A 19,812-nucleotide genomic window follows, 5' to 3' on the forward strand; every position below is an offset into this window, starting at 1 on the left:
CCCGCACTGATCAATTGATCTTCGATATCTTCTGGAGATGTTTCTAGACGAACCAAGACAACACGATGTCCAGCATTTGCTGCACGTTTTGCATCTTCGGCATTAAATACGACCTTACCAGTCGCTGCACCTGGACTTGCAGGAAGACCACGAGTAATTACCTGTGCATCTTTTAATGCGGCCCCATCGAATGTTGGATGTAACAATGCATCCAACTGACTTGGATCAACATTTAGGATAGCTTCTTCTTTTGTCAAAAGACCTTCGGCTACCATATCACATGCAATCTTTAAAGCAGCAGAAGCAGTACGTTTACCATTACGAGTCTGCAACATAAACAGTTTTTCATTTTCAATAGTAAACTCCATATCCTGCATATCTTTATAATGATTTTCAAGTTTCTTTGTGATGTCTACAAATTGTTCATAAGCCTTAGGCATGATGTCTTTTAAATGATCAATTGTTTGTGGTGTACGAATACCTGCAACAACATCTTCGCCCTGTGCATTCATCAAGAATTCACCGTATAGTTTGTTTTCACCAGTTGCTGGGTTACGAGTAAAGGCAACACCTGTACCAGAAGTTTCACCCATGTTACCAAATACCATCATTTGAACGTTAACAGCTGTTCCCCAACTAGATGGGATATCATTCATCTTACGATAGTATTGAGCACGAGGATTTTCCCAAGATTTAAATACTGCCTCTACAGCCAGGATCAACTGTTCTTTTGGATCTGTTGGGAAATCATCATGTAATTGTTCACAATAGAATTCTTTAAATTTTTTAACCATCAATTTTAAGTCATCTGTATCAAGTTCAGTATCCAATTTAACATGTTTAGCTTCTTTGATTTCGTCAATAACAGTTTCAAATTTAGCTTTTGAAAGTCCCATTACAACATCGGCAAACATTTGGATAAAACGGCGATAGCTGTCATAAGCAAAGCGTGGATTATTTGTTAATGTAGCTAGTCCTTCAACAACTTCATCATTTAAACCTAAATTTAAGATAGTATCCATCATACCAGGCATGCTGGCGCGAGCTCCGGAGCGAACAGAAACCAAAAGTGGGTTTTCTGGAGAACCAAATTCTTTTCCAGATTCTTCTTCTAGATCTCTTAAATGATTCATGATTTCTGCAATGATACCCACACTTATTTTTTCATCATCTGCATAGTATTGATTACATGCTTCTGTCGTTACTGTAAAACCATATGGAACTGGCATTCCAAGGTTCATCATTTCAGCCAGGTTGGCTCCTTTACCACCTAGCAATTCACGCATGCTACCATTTCCTTCATGGAAATTGTAAACATATTTTTTAGCCATTAAGTAAACCTCCTTTGATTACATTTTTGTAAACGTTTTCATTACTTAAATAATATATCACATATTTACAATAAAAGATAGAAAAAAACAGTAGATATTTCTACTGTTGCAGATTTACATTCATTGTAGGTTGCACTTCTTCGACTCGAAGCTTGCCACAAACCTCATAATTTGGACAGGAATCATTACAAGTTTCTTCGCAAACCTTACGAAGATCACTTGGCATCATCATAGTGATCTCATCATCATCATAACCAACCACCAAACTCTTTTTTGACAACATGATTGGTCTTTTTAATATCGATGGATTCTTTTGAATCAATTCCACAAGTTCTTTTGTAGAAAGATCATCAATTCCCTTTTTAAGTGACTGGAAAGCTTTAGATCGTACTGAAATAATATCTTCTGTTCCATTTTCACATCTTGATAAAATATATTTGATCTCTTTTTCATTTAAAAGAGAGGTAAATATGTTCTTCTCGACAAATTCTATATTGTTGTCTTTTAGCCACTGTTTCGCTTTTCGACAACTTGCACAACCTGGTGATGTATAAATTATTACCATAGTCATCCTCCTTTCTATAATTATATATGGATTGCTCCCCTTTCGCAATGAATATGCCCACTTTTCAAACAATGTATTAAATTAGTTAATTTTACTTAAAAATTCTAGCTTGTATGTCACTTATAAAAGAAGTAAAATATATTCACTGAGGTGATTTATATGGAAAGAATGTTAAGTGGAATCAAGCCAACTGGTAGATTGCATTTAGGAAATTATATTGGAGCTATTTCGCAATTTGTGAAATACCAGGATGAATATGAAATGTATATTTTCATTGCGAATCAACACGCTATTACGGTTCCAACCGATCCAAAGGCATTACGTCAAAACACAAAAGATTTGATTGCCCTTTATTTGGCAGCTGGTTTAGATCCTGAAAAATGTACATTATTTTTACAGAGTGATGTGGATGCCCACGTTAAATTAGGATGGGTGTTCACCTGCCTTACATATATGGGTGAATTGCAACGTATGACACAGTATAAAGATAAAACAGCCAAAGGTGAAACAGGTATCACAGATGGTCTATTTACTTACCCATGTTTAATGGCTGCCGATATTCTTCTATACGATGCCGACTATGTTCCTGTTGGACAAGATCAAAAACAACACGTTGAATTAACAAGACATCTAGCAGAGCGTTTTAACAATCGATACAGTGAAACTTTTGTCGTTCCACAACCACTTGAAACAAAAGTTGGTAAAAAAATCTTCTCTTTACAAGATCCAACCAAGAAAATGTCAAAAAGCGAAACAGACACAAAAGGTACGATTGACTTGTTAGATGATCCAGCTGTGGCAAGAAAGAAAATCATGTCTGCCGTAACAGATTCAGTAGGTATTATTCAATATGACCCAGAAAGTCAACCAGGTCTTGCAAATTTATTAACGATACAATCAGTTTTAGCCAATGAACCAATTGAAGATATCGTAAAACGCTACGAAGGTAAAGGTTATGGAGAATTGAAAAAGGAAATTGGACAAACTGTATTTGATTTTTTAACAGATTTACAAGCAAAATATAAAAAAATCATTGAAAGCAACGTTATTGACCAGATCCTTGAAGAAGGAGCTAAAAAAGCAAGCTATGTTGCCAACAAAAAGATTCGTAAAGTCTATAAAAAAATCGGCTTTACTATCACAAAATAAAGTTAATACCAACACAAAATATATAAAGAACTGGAATATTTAAAAGAAATCCAGTTCTTTTTTATTTTCTCAGTCATTTTTATTGATAGACGTTCTTTATGAATTTTAATAATCTTTCTTCGCTGGTCTCATTATTTTCCATACTTTTATTCCAGCTTCTATTACTTGGATGATTGCATAAACAAAATTTATTTTCAGGTATAAGATAAGTTTTACCATAATTTTTATGTAAGCCCCAGTAAAATTCGAAAGATTTTCTAGCTTTTGCAGAACAAATGATAATATTTGGTTCGTCTAAAGCTTTCCAAACTCTAATCAAGTTTAAATAACTAAAAAGTGAATCGATATATTCATGCTTTATAGAAGCGCCGGTATATTCCGATGGTCTTAAAAAGTAATTCATGAATGCAATGGATTGTATAGTATCCTCAATTTGTTCATTTTCAATATTGAATATAGGTTTTAATATTTTTCCAAATAATGCTCTAAATCTTTTATTGTTTTTTATATTATTTTTTACAACATTTTCAGTCCATATGTACTCAATATCTTCTCTATATAGAGAGATTTCACTTTTTGAAGATGATTGTAATTTTTCCCAACTAAAATCAAAATCATACCATTGTTCTTTTAACCATTTATTTTTATCTTCATCTGTTTCATACAATTTTTCATAAAATCTTGATAGAGATGGTAAATAATGACTTTCTAAAACTAGCAGAAATTTCTTATTTTGTTCAGAATAATGCTTACCGACAAATGGAGTTAAAAACGGATGTTTGTTATAGAAATCATTAAAGATACATTTCACTTCTTTATCCTCTACTTTAGTTTTTACAAAATTTGAACCGAATATACCTTTAACTAAATCTGAAGTTATATCCAATTTTTGATCCATTATATTCTTCATTTCTTCAGTATTACAAATTTCTGCGTCAATCTCCTCATTTGAGGAATAATAAGAAGACATTTCTTTAACCAGATTAACTTTTTGTTCGTATGTTTCGTATAATTGTTCTTCACTCATAATTCTTAGCTCCTATTTCTATTTCTTCTTTGATCGTTTCAACTAATTCTTTTGGGCTTAATACTTTAACATGTCTTACATACTGTAAAGCCCAATACTTCATAGCGTTTAAATTGACATATACGCTTACTCTCAATGTGTCTTCGTCTATTCTTTCAAACTCAGTCTCCTTTCCAAACCAATCTAATATTTCAGTAACCAAATATGCTTTTGCTTCGAAAACTACTCGAACACTTTTTCCCGCAAACATATAGATATGTTCAGCCATATGTTTTGGCAAATCTAAGCCATATTTGATGTCTTTTACTTCTTCTTTTGGCTTACATGAAGTAGGCAGTATTTCAATATCTGTAATCCTATCGATTCTATAATGGGATATATTGTCATATTTATCATAATTGCAAATTAAATAATACCGGCCGTTTGTCGCAGCCATCTGATATGGATTAACAATATATTTTTCTTCTCTTTTAGGATGCATTTTTTTATCGATCCCATAAACATTATATGTAAATTGAACTTGTCTTTGCTTCTCTATAGCTTCATCTAAAACTTCGATTGTATAGAACAGTTCTTTGTTCTGAATCGTATTTTCAGGAAGGTTGTTCATATGTTTGATCTTAATTTTATCTTCGTTGGAAGATAATCTAGAAATCTTATCAATGAGTTGTTTGCACTGTGATGTTGGAATGTGTTTCGAGAATAATAATCCATCAATAATATATCTAAGTTCAGAATCTTCAAACTCTCTTTCTAAATACCAGTCTGTATAAACAATTTCATGATCTCCATTTTTCTTTTGTCGGGTTTTCTCAGTGTAATTTATATCATAGCCAAAATCAATCAGATTCATTAGATTTCTTTTGATTGCTTTTCGATCAACCTTCATATCATACTCGAACTCAAGAATATTCTGAATTTCTTTCTGTGTTAAAGGATGCTCTACATCTGAATGCTCTTTTAATATTTTTAAAATATTCATTATTATCAGTTTCTTTGACTGTTTCATGATATTGTCCTCATCTCTAGTATACCATATAGGCTTTTCTTTGATGTACTCTTTTTGGTTCATGGATATCTATAAAATGTATCCAGGAGGATATGTTTATGAAAGGTAAAGAAACGTTTATAAAAGTGATTGAGGATCCTGTCCTTTATGCAGAAGATCATAATTTAATAATTGTCTTATTTGACTTAAAAAAACTGTTTGTAGAATATGACTCCAGATCCAATTATTTAAACACTTTAAAAGAAATCATCGAATTAAAAAGAGAATCAAATGATCTATCTATTGAGGAATCTTTTGAATATTCCTCTTATTTAACAAAAGGCAAATGTATTGAAGTTTTAATGAATTTATTAGAAAAAACGATTCATGATAAACTGTATACTGAAAATATATTTAATTTTATCAATATAGACATTTCCAGTTTAAACCCGTATAAACAGTTCATATTCTTCAAACAGTTTGTAAAGAATAAAATAAGATATAGAGTAATTCGTTTAGAGGCTTTAATGATATTTTTAACACTTCACCAAGAAAAGTATGGAAATAAAAAGAATTTAAACATTTTCTTTCTTGATTCAACAGATGATTATGATTTAAGTTCCATTCCTTTTGAAATCAGGAACATGGTGAACTATTCATACTTGCTATCTATATTCAAAAATATTAAGATTCCTTTTCCGTATGTATTCTTAAATCCGTCTGTTTATCTACCTCGAAAATCTTATCCGTTTTTTATTAATATTATAAATGAGATTAATTCTTCTAAAATGAATAAAATTCTCATTATTCATGCTTAAACAACATAGTTTAAAAAATAAAAAGAAAACAGGAACTGCAACATAAACAGTTCCTGAATTTTATTTTAGATGTACACTCTAAAACATTTAGTCGTACGTTAATAATTTTTGACTCTTATTATAAGATATAAAAGAACAATAATACAAAGATACCAAGTGCGATACGATACCATCCAAAACTAGTAAAGTCATGTTTTTTAACATAATTCAATAGTCCTTGTATCGCAAAGACACTCACGACAAAACTTACAAATGTACCTACAAATAAAAGGGCCCATTGATCAAGAGTAAACATGCCTGTTTCCATGAAATACTTAACAATTTTCAACAAGCTTGCACCTGCCATTACAGGAATTGCGATAAAAAACGAAAACTCGCTTGCGACATATCTTGAGCATCCACAATATAGACCTCCTAAGATCGTAGCTCCAGATCTAGAAGTTCCTGGAATTAAGGCCAGACATTGAAAAAAGCCTATCTTTAAAGAAGTGAGAACATCTAATTCGTTCAGCGATTCTATCGTTACTTTTTTTGGATGCTTAGCTGTAATGATAAAAATGATACCATATGTTATCAAAGCAACCGCAATTACAAAATTGGCAGATAAGAACTGCTCAATGATATCATCTAGAAAAAAGCCTATGACAGCCGCGGGAATACACCCTATAATAACAAGTTTCCAAAGATGAAATGTTTCTCTTTTCTTTTTTGATGATTTTTCAGGGTCAAAAGGATTTAATTTACGAAAATATAAGAATAAAACAGCCAATATACTTCCAAACTGAATCACAACTTTGAATACTTCAAAGAAAGCTGCTGGCGTTAATGGCCATATGGTATCAAATATGATCAAATGACCCGTACTGCTGATAGGCAGCCATTCCGTAATACCTTGTATAATCCCTAAAAAGAAGGCTTTTATCAAATTAAATATGAAATCCATTGTCTTTATCCTCTCTTAGCGATCTCTTCAACAAGATCTTTGAATATCTCCCCTCGAATTTCATAGTTTTTAAACTGATCAAAACTTGAACATGCTGGACTTAATAAGATCACATCCCCTTCTTCCATGATCTCAATCGCATGATTTAGTGCATCTTTCATCGTTTGACAAGAAGTTTGATTTGTAAAGATTGATTTAAAATGATCTTTGGTCTGACCAAAAGAGAAACAATGTTTGATCTTATGGTCATACTGTTTTAGATCATCAAAAGATATATGCTTATCCTTACCACCACATAACAAGATCACATTCTTATCAAAAGCAGATAAAGCTGCACAAGCTGCATGTGTGTTTGTAGCTTTCGAATCATTATAGAAACGAACCCCACTGATCGTATTAACATATTCGATACGATGTTCTACGCCTTTAAAGCTACGAATCACGGATTGGATCGTTTCTAGATCAATTCCCATCTTATATGCCATGCAGGCTGCCATCATTGCATTTCCACAATTAAAATCGCCTACTATTTTTAAATCACTTAGCTTAAACAAAATCTCATCCTTTAGATAAGCAAATGTGTCATCTTTATATAAATCTGCTTCTTGCGTTAAAGAAAAATCAATTACCTGACACGGGATATTTTGTGCATATTTTACAATATTTTCATCATCTATATTACGGATAAACCAATCTTGAGAATTACAGTTTTTATAGATCAACATCTTTGATTGATAATATTCTTCTAAAGAATCCATATAATCCAAATGATCTGGTGCCAAGTTTGTTACAACAGAAATCTTTGGCTGAAAAGTATCAATACCTAAAAGTTGGAAGTTACTTAATTCCAATGCTACATTAAAGGTTTCTTCTTGATGTATTAAAGCAAGTTCGCTTAATGGTGTTCCGATGTTCCCGGCCACTAAAGCTTTTTCTTTTGCGTTTAACATCTCATACAAAAGTGTCGTGACCGTTGTTTTTCCATCTGTTCCAGTAACGGCAGCATATTTAAATCCAGGCGCAAATCGATAAGCTATTTCTATTTCCGTATAAATTGGTACACCAGCTTTTTGAAAATGCTTAACAATAGGAACTCGATATGGAATTCCTGGATTTTTTACCACAAATGGATAGTCTTTTTCTAGCAACCAGTCAGGATGACCATTATCCACGACTTCAATGCCTAGTGCTTCTAAATCCATTTTTTCTTTAACTTCATTGGAATCTGTCAAAATGACATGATATCCATTCTTTTGAAGAAGTTTACTAACCGCAATACCACTTCGTGCAGCTCCTATGACCAAAACTGTTTCCATATTACATGACCCCCAATATCAAGCCGATAACCGCTAAAACTACACCAACAAGCCAAAAACGAGTAACTACCTTAGTTTCAGACCAACCACATTTTTCAAAATGATGGTGTAAAGGTGCCATCTTAAAAATACGTTTATGTGTTTTCTTATAATAAGTAACCTGAATAATGACACTTAAGACTTCTGCTACAAACACAAATCCAATGATTACCAATAAGATTTCCTGTTTTAGCACCATAGCAATAGCAGCTATCAAGCCACCTAGAGCTAAAGATCCAGTATCACCCATAAAGATCTTGGCAGGATGTTTATTGAATTTAAGATATCCAAGTAAACTCGCAATAACCAAAACAATCAAAAACGCAACATTGTCCACACCTTGAATCAAGGCAAAACACAAAAAAGGAATCAAGGCAATGATCATCTGACCCGAACATAAACCATCCAATCCATCTGTAAAGTTAACTGCATTCGTTTCGGCTGTAAACATGATAAAAACCAAGATAAAATAAAAATATCCCAAGTCAAAAGTAACATCTATGATCGGAATCCAAATTTCCGTAGAAGAGGATGTCTGATAAATAAAGAAGAAAATAACCGCAAGAATAGACTGTAAAGCAAATTTATAAGCCGGTTTTAACCCTTCGTTATCCTTCTTAACAACAATAATGTAATCATCAATAAATCCAATCAGTCCATAACCCACAAAGGCTAGAAGGATAATTCCTGTATTCATATCTAATTTAAAAGGTGTAAATAAGCTCATCAAAAAGTACACAACAACTGGTACAAGAATAAATGCGATTCCACCCATGGTCGGTGTACCGTTTTTCTTCTTATGCGATTCCAAGCCTTCTTCCCTTTCGGTCTGGCCAAACTTTATTTTATGTAGGTAATTGATCATTGGTGGCATGATCACAAACATCAAAACCAAACATAGAATGAATCCAATAATCATATAAAAACCATTACTAAATTCCATAATATCTCTCCATTCATTTAGATATATTGTAACATCAAACATCCTGTTGAACAAATTTAAATTAGTGCTTGAAATATAAGAAACCAAATGATATTATATTAAAGCGATTGCGTAAATGAAATTAAGAAAAAGGAGGACAGGTCGAGATGTCAAAAGTATGTGCAGTGTCTGGTAGAGGTCCTTTATCTGGAAATAAACGTTCTCACTCTATGCGTGCCACTCGTCGTAAATGGAATGTAAACTTACAAAAAGTGAGAGTTATTGTTGACGGTAAACCTCAAACAATCCGTGTGAGTGCTCGTGCGCTAAGAACATTAAAGAAACAAAACGCTATTTAATTTAATTATTAAGGATCATAAAGAAAGAGCTGATTTCAGCTCTTTTTTTAGTGTATTGATTTTGCCTCAATCGAATGAATCTTTAAAGAAACAACTGGGCTGTTCTTTTTGATATATTCCCCCTGAAGATATTCAAGATATGTACCAGGCGAAATGATTCCCCGCATACTTAATACATCACAGCCTAGTTTTCCTAGGATACAGTCGGTAAACAAAGCACAATTATCACCTAAAGCCCAATATGTCTTAAACCGACCCGATTTAAATTTATAAAACTTCGCCCCAGTCTTATAATGCAGCCTTGAAGGATAATTCTCTTTATACTCATTAAATCGATCGTATCCATATTCACGTTCAATTTTACAGTACCAGCGATAACTGTTATTTTTGAAAGCTTCAAGCTCTTGTTCGATCAAAGCTTCCTGTTCTTTCTTGATTTGAATACCATATTCAAAAATAGAATTGTTTTCTGCACTCATCATATTAGGAATATAATATTCAAATGGAACTGTAAAGAATACGCCATCTCCAATCGTTTGATTTAAACGAAACGATTCTTCATCATAATTTCCATAACTGTAAACAATTCCTTTATAAGAAAATGTAATATGACCAACTTTTTGAATTCCATTAGGTCCAACATGAACCATGACCTTTAAAATTTGATCATCTCCATAGTCTTTTTTTTCTAAAGCAAATGGTTTACCAGAAGATAAATATCGGTTAATAGATGTTAATGTCCAATCTGGAATAAAGGCACACATTATGGCTGGTAATGTAATGCGAATCTTACGCTTCCATTCATATTTTAATAAAGGATTTACCCCTACACTGGCATCATTAAAATATCGAGATCCTAATAAGATAAAATAAATTCCGAACAAACGAAGTAATAAATCCGTTTCAAATTCATCTACAAACAATAAATTAAAGCCCAAGATTCCATAAGCTACTATCATTAAAAAATGATAGAACTTATCCGGAATATCATTTATATAATTGATGACCAGCTGAATCAAACTAGCCAGTGTACTGATGTAGCAATACAAGCCAAAAGCAACTCGGATGATCCATTGCGGAATAGTTTCATGATCAACTAAAAATAATGCGAATAAAATAGACAAGATCAAAAATAATAAATCGCTTTTCTTCTTGTGCTGGAGAAATCGAATCAGTAGATAAACTCCATTGATCAAAAGAAGGATGATAGATGTATTTAAGATGAGCGAAAAAACACGATTTGGTATAAAAAACATTACCAAGCCTGCTGCAATAAAACATAGACCAACTATAAAGTTTGAAGCTACATCTTTATTAAACATCTGCTTGACCCCTTTCTACTTAACATTTGATTGAATGCAAAGCACTTTTCCTATATCAAGTGTGACTTTTGCCTCTTCATGTACGATTGAATTCGACACGCAGAATATATCTTTTACAGTAATAGGTTCTTTGTATAGCGGATATGTAAATCCTTCTAAGGTTATGATTGTATCTTCAAGTGCAAAGAAAGATACATGTGTATATGCTTTTTTGATCACATGCTCTCCTTTAGATAATAAAGTGATCTTTTGATGATCATCTAAAAGCACCAAATGAGGATAACGATACATCAATAAACGAATATTGGCAAATGTATGATCAATTCTTCCAGATAAAGCTCCATATAAAACTATCTCATCATATCCTTTTTTCTTGCATAGAGAAACAGCCAATTCACTATCTGTTTCATTCTTTTGTACAGGATGGCGAATGATTTGACACGCCCCTTGTAACCTTTGAAATTCATCTTCGGTCATAGAGTCAAAATCTCCAACCGCAAAGCGCATCGGTATCTTTGCTTCCATCAATAACAGCGCACCTGAATCAACCCCTATATAATCATACGAATCATCTTGGATGATATTTTTTGACATAGGAGTAATCAAAAGGGCCTTTTTCATTTTAAAAGCCCTTCGATCGTAGAAACAATATCATTTTTAAAGACATAAGAACCTGCAACTAAAGTATCACAACCGGCATCACAAGCTTTTTTATATGTTTCATGATTGATTCCACCATCAATTTCTATGCGATAATTCAATTGTTTTTCTTCTCTTTTTTTATATAACCAACGTACCTTATCTAATTGATCGTCCATAAAAGACTGTCCCCCAAAGCCTGGATTGACACTCATAACAAGAACCATATCCGCCTGTTCCAACAAAGCTTCAAAAGGTTCAATTGGTGTAGCCGGACGTAATGTAAATCCAACTTGAACATGTAAATCTTGCATCTTCTGCATGAATGCAATACATTTATCAGTGTCATTATCAAAGGATTCCACATGAAAAGTGATCATATCTGCTCCAGCTTTTACAAAAATTGGTGCATAATATTCAGGATCACTGATCATTAAATGAACATCCATGAATAAAGGACTTGCCTTTCGAAACCCTTTTAAGATATCTGGACCAAATGTGATATTCGGAACAAAATGGCCATCCATTACATCAAAATGCAACCATTTCGCTTTTGATTGATTTAATTGTTCAATTTGTTCAGTCATCTTAGAATAATCCAACGATAAAACCGAAGGGGCTATGATTCTTTCCATACTTATCTCCTTTTTTCTGACATAATTTGTTTATAATCTTCATATATGCTCGGATTGATCTTACCATCTTCAAGTGCTTGTTTGATACCACAATCCGGTTCATTGATATGCAAACAGTCTTTGAATCGGCATGTATCCAAATACGGCTTAAAATCCAAGATCAAACGATCAAGATGTGATGTATCTAAACGTGTAAAATCTAAGCTTGAGAAACCTGGTGTATCGGCTACTAGACCATTGGCAACATGATGCAATTCACAATACCTGGTCGTGTGCTTTCCACGCCCTAATGCCTTTGAGATTTCCTGTGTATTTAATTTAAAACTAGGATCAAGGCGATTCAACAAGGAACTTTTTCCAGCACCCGATTGACCACATAATACGCTTACCTTACCATCTAATACTTCCTTTAGTTCATTATCATCACTTCCTGGATGTGTAAATACCATTTTATAGCCGGCATCTTTATAATGTTTTAAATCCTCAAAGATATCATTATCTTTATTTAATAAATCCGATTTTGTGATACAGATCACAGGTTCTACACCAGCAATCGCAACAAGGAAAATCAATCGATTCAATAAATGACACGAATAATCTGGGTCTTTAAGACTTGTAACGATCAAAGCCTGATCCACATTGGCAATGGCTGGACGTAACAACTGATTTTTTCGATCTAAAATTCGATGAATACGATAGGTATCATCAATTTGCTCAAACTCAACTAAATCACCTACAAGAGGACTTTTTTCTAATTTCATCTTTCCTCTTGGTCTGGCAATCACTTGTTTTCCTTCAAATTCAATTGTAGACTGATTTGAAATAATCTTAATAATTCTTCCCTGCAGCATACTAATCATAATACAGTGTTACCACACTGTCCGTTCCTTCCTGTGTATACTCGCTTCCAACATCCGGAGATACGGCTACAACAATATTGGAACCTGAACCTCCCTCCTGCTGAATTGGTAAAACAGCTATTCCTAAAGCATTTAATTCAGCTTGTGCTTCATTAACGTCCTTGCCAATTAAATCATAAGGAATCGTAATTGTAGGATATTCACTAACCACAAATTTAATTGTTTCATTAGCATCCGGGTCGATCCTGTCACCAGGATTTAAACCACTTTGTTCCAAAATAATCCCTGGATCCATATCCTTTGCACCTTGATACTCGACTTCTATATTCAAAGTGACACCTTTTGCCTGTAATTCCGCCTGTACTTCACTTAAAGATCTTGAAGTATAATCTTCCACTAAAAAGCTTGGACCTTTACTTATTGTTAAGACAATATCAGCATCACCGGGAATAATTTCACCTTCATCATAATTTGCTGAAATGACCAGCCCTTCATCAAATTTATCACTCACATCTTCTTTGATTTCCACATTAGATGTATCAAAATTAGCATCTTCTAATACATTCAATGCTTCTTCCTGTGTTAGACTGACAACTTCCGGCATTGTCTGATATCCCAAGAAGCCGCTGAATCGAATAAGCCCGGTCAAAGATGCAATCATAAACATCAATACAATTGCGATGATCGTACCTAAAGCACCTAAAACATATGGAACAAAACTTCTTTTAGGCTTCTTTGTGGCCTTTTTTGGCTTTTCATATTCCACTTTCACATACCCGTCATCATCTATTTCAACATTGGATACCGGTTGTGATTTAAAAGTTACTCTTTGAACATTTCGATTCGAAATATCATTATAGTGCATTAGTTCATACAACATATCAGAAGCACTATCATATCGTTCTACTGGATTTTTTGCCGTAGCTTTTAATACGATATTTTCAATTGATTGAGGAATGCCTGGATTAAAATCACGGACAAATGGAATTGGTTCACGCAAATGTTTGATCGCAATCTCCGTTGGAGTCTTGCCTTGAAAAGGAACACTTCCTGTCAACAATTCATAGAACACGATTCCCATAGAATAAATATCGATCTTAGGATCTGGATCTTTACCCTGTGCTGTTTCTGGTGCAAGATAATGAGCACTACCCATGACCGCATTATTTAATGTTAATTGAACTGCATCATTTGCCACGGCGATCCCAAAATCCGTGATCTTGATCGTTCCATCATCCTTGACCAAAATGTTCTGAGGTTTGATATCACGATGAATAATATTGTGTTCATGTGCATGTGCTATGGCACTAGTCAATTGACGCATGATATGAACAGCTTCATCAACACTTAATGGTCCTCGTAAACCAATCAATTCTTTTAGTGTACGTCCACGAATAAATTCCATAACGATATAATGCATGCCATTGTATTCGCCTACATCATAAATATCTACAACATTCGGATGTGAAAGACGGCTTGCAGCGCTGGCTTCTCGTTGAAAACGTACTAACGTCATTGGATCTTCACTTAGTTTTTGGCGAAGGATCTTAATGGCAACGATTCGATTTAAGATCGTATCTTGTGCCTTATAAACATCTGCCATACCACCTTGACCAACTAAAGAGATGATCTCGTAACGGTTTGCTATTTGATTAATCGTTTGAGCCATCTTGGTACCTCTCATTTTCCATTAAGATCACTGTACAATTATCATAGCCGCCAGACTGGTTTGCTCTAGAGATCAAGGCATTGACTTTATCTGTCAAATTATACGCTGAAGAATCGATAATTGCCTGAATTTCTTCATAGCTTACATAACCATGCAGACCATCACTGCAGATCAAGATATATCGGTAATTCGAATCAATTTTATTAGTATCAATGCGGAATACCCGCCATACTCCTAAAGCATTGGTCAAAGTGTTTCTTTGCGCATGACTCTTTGCCTCTTCAGGCTTGATTTTTCCTTCTTTGATCAATTTCGCAATCACGCTGTGATCTTCACTCATTTGGATCAAACCATCTGAGTAATATGCATATAGACGTGAATCTCCTACATTAAAGATATACGTAGCATTATTTGCATAGATCATACCTACACAAGTCGTGCCCATTCCACGTTCCTTGCGATTACGCATGCTTTCAAGATAGATTGCATCATTAGCCTTATTCAATGTGTCGTGGATCCAATCATTCACCTGTGAATCTTTTTTGAAAACAGGTGCTTTTAAAAATGCTTCTCTTAATTTGGAAACAGCTAAATGGCTGGCAACTTCACCGGCAGCACTTCCACCAATGCCATCACAAACAGCCGCAAGCCAGTCACCATTTTCATTTTGAAGGATGCAATAATCATCTTCATTCACTTTTCTTGTACAACCTATATCGGTATTTCCAAAAGCTCTCATTCGCCGTTTCCTTTCTTAATTTCTTTAATTCGTAATTGACCACATGCTGCATCGATATCATTTCCATGTTCTTTTCGAATCGTGCACCGCACATGGTTTTTCATCAACATATCGTAAAAGATCATTGCCTCATCATGAGTAACGCTCTTAAAATGTTTTTCATCCACAGAATTATACGGAATCAAGTTTACATATGCATTTAATCCTTTTAAAAGCTTAGCTAACTCTTTAGCATGACTTGGTTTATCATTGACTCCTTTTAATAAAATATATTCAAATGTAAGGCGTCGATTATTCTCCGTTGAATAATACGTCAATGCCTTCATTAGTTCTTCAATTGGATATGCCTTATTAACAGGCATCAGCTGATTACGAAGTTCATTATTAGGAGCATGTAAGGAAACCGCAAGATTATATTGGGTATGTTCATTGGCAAAATCATAGATTCTTGGAACGATTCCACATGTTGAAATCGTAATATGACGGCTTCCAATACCTAGACCACGATCATGATTTACACAGGATAAAAAATTCATGACATTTTCATAATTATCAAATGGCTCCCCTGTGCCCATGACCACAATATGGGAAAGACGATCTTGTGTCTTATCCAACTCTTTTTGGACATACATTACCTGCGCTACCATTTCACCGCTTGTTAGATTACGTTTTTTCTTGGTCAATCCACTCGCACAAAAAGCACATCCCATGTTACAGCCAACCTGACTGGATACACAGATGCTCTTTCCATAATCAAAAATCATCATAACACTCTCTAATAGAGCTCCATCTTCAAGCTGGAACAAAAACTTTGTAGTCCCATCGTGGGAAACTTGTTTTCGAATCAATTTCAAAGGATTGATAATAAAACGCGACTTTAAAAGTTCACGAGTCTCCAAACTTAAATTTGTCATTTCATCTATTTCGTCAACTCGATTGCGATATAACCATTGAAAGATCTGATGACCTCTAAATGTTTTCCATCCACAATCGAGTGCAAACTGCTGCATTTGTTCATAATTAAAATCATACAAGCTTTGCATGTTCTATAACACTCCAATCACTTATGCATTATAGCATACTCTAGTGCGTATTTCGCACTAGTTTCGCAATAAAGAATCCTCCACTATATTCATTAGGAAATAACGTCTCTTCTTTTTCCAAAGCAAATCCTGGATGATTCTTGATAAAATACTCGATTTGTTTTTCATTTTCCTTCTTATTTAAAGTACAAGTTGAATACACCAAGCAGCCATTTTCTTTAACATGACTGGCGGCTGAAGCTAAGATTTCTCTTTGAATCTTGATAAGTGAATCCATGTCTTCTGATTTCATACGTAATTTGATATCTGGTTTTCTAGCTAAAACACCATACCCGGAACAAGGAACATCACAAAGCACGCGATCATAAAGTCCTAAATCTAAGATCTTTGTAGCATCTTTACAATACGCATGAATGATATCAACATGTAATCTTTTAGCATCTTTCTTGATCAACTGCACACGATGTTCATGAATATCTAAACAATCGATTGTTCCTCTATTATTCATAAATTGCGCCAATGCCATAGCCTTGGTTCCAGGTGCGCTGCAGACATCCAATACCTTTTCTTCACACTTTACGTCTAAGGTTCTGGCAATTTGATAAGAACCAGGATCCTGCGCAGACATGTAACCTTTAACATAATAAGGATGACTTGAGATCTGTTCACCTATATATACATATAACTCACTATCTTTGATCTTTTCAATATAAGGATCCTTTAAAAAGTTTTCTTCATTAATCAAAAGCGAGTTTCTTCGAACCACAATTGGCAAGGTCGTATTTGAATGCATCGCAATTTTTTTGGCTGTATCCAGACCATATTGTGAGCACCACATTCTGATTAACCAAGGTTTGATTGAATTCATAATTGCAATCCTTTCAACTTCATCCTCAGGAAGTTTCACTTCATTTTGAATCACCTTATGCAAGATAGCATTAACAAAACCAGCACTTTTTGAATTTACCTTTTTGGCAAGATTGACAGCTTCATTACAGATCGCATAGTCAGGAACTTTATCTAAAAACTTGATTTGATATACGCTCATGACCAATAAAACATCAATTTTTGATTCAATTTTCTTTCTATTTGTAAACTGTCGATAGATATATTGACAATAATCATAGTTTTGAATCGTTCCATAAAAGATCCTTGTGCACAATGCCTGATCTTTCTTTGGCACTTCTTTTAAATGATTTTTTAAATATAAATTTGAATATGTTCCTTCCAGCACAACGCTACATAATGCCTTAAACACCCAAGATCGCATATTATTCCTCCAAGATCAAAGGATACATATTAATATCCTGTTTAACATTTGTTTTTAAAGATCGATGATACTCGACTAATTTCCAGATCGTTTGATTCAACTGTGTTTCATCTTTTGATTTTACGATCAAGCGAACACGTTTTTGTCTTTGACGCATATTTATTTCTAAAGGTCCCAATACTTTAAACTGGGATAAAAACTGTTTTCCCAACAAAGCTACATCCATAGCTTTCTCTAAACTTTCATGCGAATAAATGATGCAGCATAAAAAAACATATGGTGGATAAACACCCAAATGACGATAACTCATTTCTTTTCTAAAAAAACCAAGATAATCATGTTTTAATACGGACTGCATTACATAATGACCGGGATCATACGTCTGAATATATACATCCCCTTTTTTTACACCGCGTCCACTTCGTCCACTTGCCTGTTCTAACATCTGATAAGCTATTTCGCAGGAACGATAATCACTGTGAATCAAAGCATTGTCTGCCTGTAAGATGCCAACTAAAGTCACTCTTTCAAAATCAAGACCTTTAGCAACCATTTGCGTGCCAAGTAGAATATCACCACTCTGTTCAAACTCTTTTAGAAGCTTGGCATGAGCATTTTTTCGTTTTGTACTATCTGCATCCATTCGTACAATATTGGCATTTGGAAATAACATTTGAATATTTTCTTCAAGTCTTTCCGTACCCATACCGACTTGAAAAAAATGATGGGAATGACATTTAGGGCAGGTATGATCAAAGCGATATACATTACCACAACAATGACACATTAAAGAATCATTAGATTTATGATATGTCAAGGCAATCCCGCAATCTGGACACATCATGACCTCATTGCAGTTGCTGCATCGAACAACAGGCAAATAGCCTCTTCGGTTCAACAACAAAATCACTTGATCGTTTTCATCCAATGTTTTTTGGATTGCATCGATCAATCTTTGAGACAAACCAAACTGATTTCTTTCTTCTTTCATATCCACTAAGTGAATTTCTGGCATTTGATCATAGATGCGTTTTGTCAAAGATACCAAATGATATACATTTTTATAAGCTCGTGAATATGATTCAAGACTTGGGGTAGCACTGGATAAAACTACTTTACAACCATGATATTTAGCTCGCCATAAAGCAATATCGCGTGTATGATAGCGAGGCATGGAATCTTGTTTATAACTTATATCGTGTTCTTCATCCATTAAGATCAAACCTAGATCATCAAAAGGCATGAAAACAGCAGATCGTGTACCAATCACAATATCAACTTTCTTATCTTTAACCAAACAATATTGCTCGTATTTTTCCTGATCATTTAACTGAGAATGGTAAATGGCAACTTTACGTTGAAATCGTGCCATGACACGCTCGATCATCATAGGTGTTAATCCAATTTCAGGCACTAAAAAAAGAACTTGTTTGTTTTGTTTCAAGACAGTTTGCGCTAAATGTAAAAAAACTTCTGTTTTTCCAGAACCAGTCACTCCATGTAATAAAAAGCACGAATCGTTTAAGTTCTCGATTTCTTCAATTGCATTTTTTTGTTCAAAAGTTAGTTCATGAATTGAATCCTCTATATAGGACGGCAAGACATCATTGGATTTAGGCAGTTTTCTTAGTTCAACATATCCTTTTTCAATCAATGGTTTTGCCAAGCTCTTTGTCAGTTTTCTAAATTCACTGGCCTTCATTGGCAGTTTATCTTTTATTTCTTCATACACGTTGGCCTGTTTACTCGTTAAAGGTAAAGTAGAACTAGATAAATAAACATGATCTTCATAGATAATCTTTTTATACGTGCTGCTAGGTCTTAAGGCTGGTGGCAACATTGTCTTATAAGCACTAATGACACTGCATACATATCGTTTAGATATATATTGCGCCAAATCTAACAATTCCTCATTTAACAAAGGCTCTTTATCTATGACTTCTAGAACAGGTTTAATATTTTTTAAATCACTTTTTACATCTGTTTCCTGAACAAATCCAATACATTCTCTATGGGCAAAATCCACTTTGACACGACATCCTTTTTGGACTGGTTCATCACATGCATATGTAAACAGTTGGTTCAATTGTAAGGTTAAATGTTCTATATATACATTGATCAATTTCATAAAAATATTCTAACATAAATACCTTTGAATTCATAAAAAAGAAGCATATC

At 34.0% G+C, this 19,812-nt stretch carries 19 protein-coding genes; 3 read left to right on the top strand and 16 right to left on the bottom strand.

The annotated features are described in order from the left end of the window. The coding region (locus tag HMPREF0367_RS02990; protein WP_035401064.1) for a pyruvate, phosphate dikinase at positions 1-1,331 on the bottom strand (1,331 nt) is incomplete at its 3' end. Positions 1,332-1,431: 100 nt separating this feature from the next. Then, the gene (locus tag HMPREF0367_RS02995; RefSeq protein ID WP_015535247.1) at positions 1,432-1,896 is read right to left on the bottom strand and encodes a Spx/MgsR family RNA polymerase-binding regulatory protein; all 465 of its coding nucleotides are present in this window, start codon (positions 1,894-1,896) and stop codon (positions 1,432-1,434) included. Between the two features lie 159 nt (positions 1,897-2,055). On the opposite strand from HMPREF0367_RS02995, the gene trpS reads away from it, so the two are divergent. Next, positions 2,056-3,045 carry a tryptophan--tRNA ligase gene (gene trpS / locus HMPREF0367_RS03000; protein WP_015535248.1) on the top strand — a complete coding sequence of 330 codons (990 nt, stop codon included), beginning with the start codon at positions 2,056-2,058 and terminating at the stop codon, positions 3,043-3,045. Between the two features lie 79 nt (positions 3,046-3,124). Here trpS and HMPREF0367_RS03005 read toward each other — a convergent pair whose 3' ends face one another. Both HMPREF0367_RS03005 and HMPREF0367_RS03010 read right to left on the bottom strand, forming a co-directional pair. Further along, positions 3,125-4,072, bottom strand: a complete 948-nt coding sequence (locus HMPREF0367_RS03005) for a hypothetical protein (protein WP_035401068.1) — start codon at positions 4,070-4,072, stop codon at positions 3,125-3,127. Next, positions 4,065-5,081 (bottom strand): helix-turn-helix transcriptional regulator, encoded by a 1,017-nt coding sequence (locus HMPREF0367_RS03010; protein WP_035401070.1) that lies wholly within the window; start codon positions 5,079-5,081, stop codon positions 4,065-4,067. The genes HMPREF0367_RS03005 and HMPREF0367_RS03010 overlap by 8 nt, the downstream gene beginning before the upstream one ends. 98 nt (positions 5,082-5,179) lie before the next feature. Between HMPREF0367_RS03010 and HMPREF0367_RS03015 the strand changes: the two genes are divergently transcribed. Continuing rightward, positions 5,180-5,878: a hypothetical protein gene (locus HMPREF0367_RS03015; RefSeq protein ID WP_035401073.1), complete on the top strand. Its 699-nt coding sequence runs from the start codon at positions 5,180-5,182 to the stop codon at positions 5,876-5,878. A 118-nt stretch (positions 5,879-5,996) separates the two neighbouring features. Here the strand turns inward: HMPREF0367_RS03015 and HMPREF0367_RS03020 are convergent, their stop codons facing one another. From HMPREF0367_RS03020 to mraY, 3 genes are read right to left on the bottom strand one after another with little or no spacing between them, the layout of a single operon-like run. Then, on the bottom strand, positions 5,997-6,821 hold the full coding sequence (locus tag HMPREF0367_RS03020; RefSeq protein WP_022355310.1) for an undecaprenyl-diphosphate phosphatase: 825 nt from the start codon (positions 6,819-6,821) through the stop codon (positions 5,997-5,999). A gap of 5 nt (positions 6,822-6,826) precedes the next feature. Further along, positions 6,827-8,137, bottom strand: a complete 1,311-nt coding sequence (gene murD / locus HMPREF0367_RS03025; protein ID WP_035401076.1) for a UDP-N-acetylmuramoyl-L-alanine--D-glutamate ligase — start codon at positions 8,135-8,137, stop codon at positions 6,827-6,829. Between the two features lies 1 nt (position 8,138). Then, positions 8,139-9,119, bottom strand: a complete 981-nt coding sequence (gene mraY / locus HMPREF0367_RS03030) for a phospho-N-acetylmuramoyl-pentapeptide-transferase (protein WP_022355308.1) — start codon at positions 9,117-9,119, stop codon at positions 8,139-8,141. Between the two features lie 146 nt (positions 9,120-9,265). Here mraY and rpmB point away from each other — a divergent pair, with 146 nt between their 5' ends. Continuing rightward, positions 9,266-9,457 carry a 50S ribosomal protein L28 gene (gene rpmB, locus HMPREF0367_RS03035; protein WP_022355307.1) on the top strand — a complete coding sequence of 64 codons (192 nt, stop codon included), beginning with the start codon at positions 9,266-9,268 and terminating at the stop codon, positions 9,455-9,457. A gap of 47 nt (positions 9,458-9,504) precedes the next feature. Here the strand turns inward: rpmB and HMPREF0367_RS03040 are convergent, their stop codons facing one another. From HMPREF0367_RS03040 to priA, 9 genes are read right to left on the bottom strand one after another with little or no spacing between them, the layout of a single operon-like run. Next, complete coding sequence (locus tag HMPREF0367_RS03040; protein ID WP_035401080.1) at positions 9,505-10,779, bottom strand: hypothetical protein; 1,275 nt, start codon at positions 10,777-10,779, stop codon at positions 9,505-9,507. 15 nt (positions 10,780-10,794) lie between these two features. Continuing rightward, on the bottom strand, positions 10,795-11,400 hold the full coding sequence (locus tag HMPREF0367_RS03045; RefSeq protein ID WP_035401083.1) for a thiamine diphosphokinase: 606 nt from the start codon (positions 11,398-11,400) through the stop codon (positions 10,795-10,797). Then, a complete protein-coding gene (gene rpe / locus HMPREF0367_RS03050; RefSeq protein WP_035401085.1) occupies positions 11,397-12,053 on the bottom strand; it encodes a ribulose-phosphate 3-epimerase in 657 nt (218 codons plus the stop codon). The genes HMPREF0367_RS03045 and rpe overlap by 4 nt, the downstream gene beginning before the upstream one ends. A gap of 2 nt (positions 12,054-12,055) precedes the next feature. Continuing rightward, the gene (gene rsgA / locus HMPREF0367_RS03055; RefSeq protein ID WP_087158861.1) at positions 12,056-12,913 is read right to left on the bottom strand and encodes a ribosome small subunit-dependent GTPase A; all 858 of its coding nucleotides are present in this window, start codon (positions 12,911-12,913) and stop codon (positions 12,056-12,058) included. Then, a complete protein-coding gene (gene pknB, locus HMPREF0367_RS03060) occupies positions 12,906-14,582 on the bottom strand; it encodes a Stk1 family PASTA domain-containing Ser/Thr kinase (RefSeq protein WP_035401086.1) in 1,677 nt (558 codons plus the stop codon). Before pknB ends, rsgA begins: the two co-directional genes overlap by 8 nt. Then, the gene (locus HMPREF0367_RS03065; RefSeq protein WP_015535256.1) at positions 14,566-15,321 is read right to left on the bottom strand and encodes a Stp1/IreP family PP2C-type Ser/Thr phosphatase; all 756 of its coding nucleotides are present in this window, start codon (positions 15,319-15,321) and stop codon (positions 14,566-14,568) included. The genes pknB and HMPREF0367_RS03065 overlap by 17 nt, the downstream gene beginning before the upstream one ends. Continuing rightward, complete coding sequence (gene rlmN / locus HMPREF0367_RS03070; RefSeq protein ID WP_022355301.1) at positions 15,318-16,364, bottom strand: dual-specificity RNA methyltransferase RlmN; 1,047 nt, start codon at positions 16,362-16,364, stop codon at positions 15,318-15,320. The genes HMPREF0367_RS03065 and rlmN overlap by 4 nt, the downstream gene beginning before the upstream one ends. A 40-nt stretch (positions 16,365-16,404) precedes the next feature. Further along, complete coding sequence (gene rsmB / locus HMPREF0367_RS03075; RefSeq protein ID WP_035401087.1) at positions 16,405-17,634, bottom strand: 16S rRNA (cytosine(967)-C(5))-methyltransferase RsmB; 1,230 nt, start codon at positions 17,632-17,634, stop codon at positions 16,405-16,407. A gap of 1 nt (position 17,635) precedes the next feature. Then, the gene (gene priA / locus HMPREF0367_RS03080) at positions 17,636-19,762 is read right to left on the bottom strand and encodes a replication restart helicase PriA (RefSeq protein ID WP_035401088.1); all 2,127 of its coding nucleotides are present in this window, start codon (positions 19,760-19,762) and stop codon (positions 17,636-17,638) included. Positions 19,763-19,812 lie beyond the last annotated feature (50 nt).

Origin of the sequence: Faecalitalea cylindroides ATCC 27803, from assembly GCF_000469305.1 — a bacterium.
In the GTDB taxonomy this organism is placed as follows: domain Bacteria; phylum Bacillota_I; class Bacilli_A; order Erysipelotrichales; family Erysipelotrichaceae; genus Faecalitalea; species Faecalitalea cylindroides.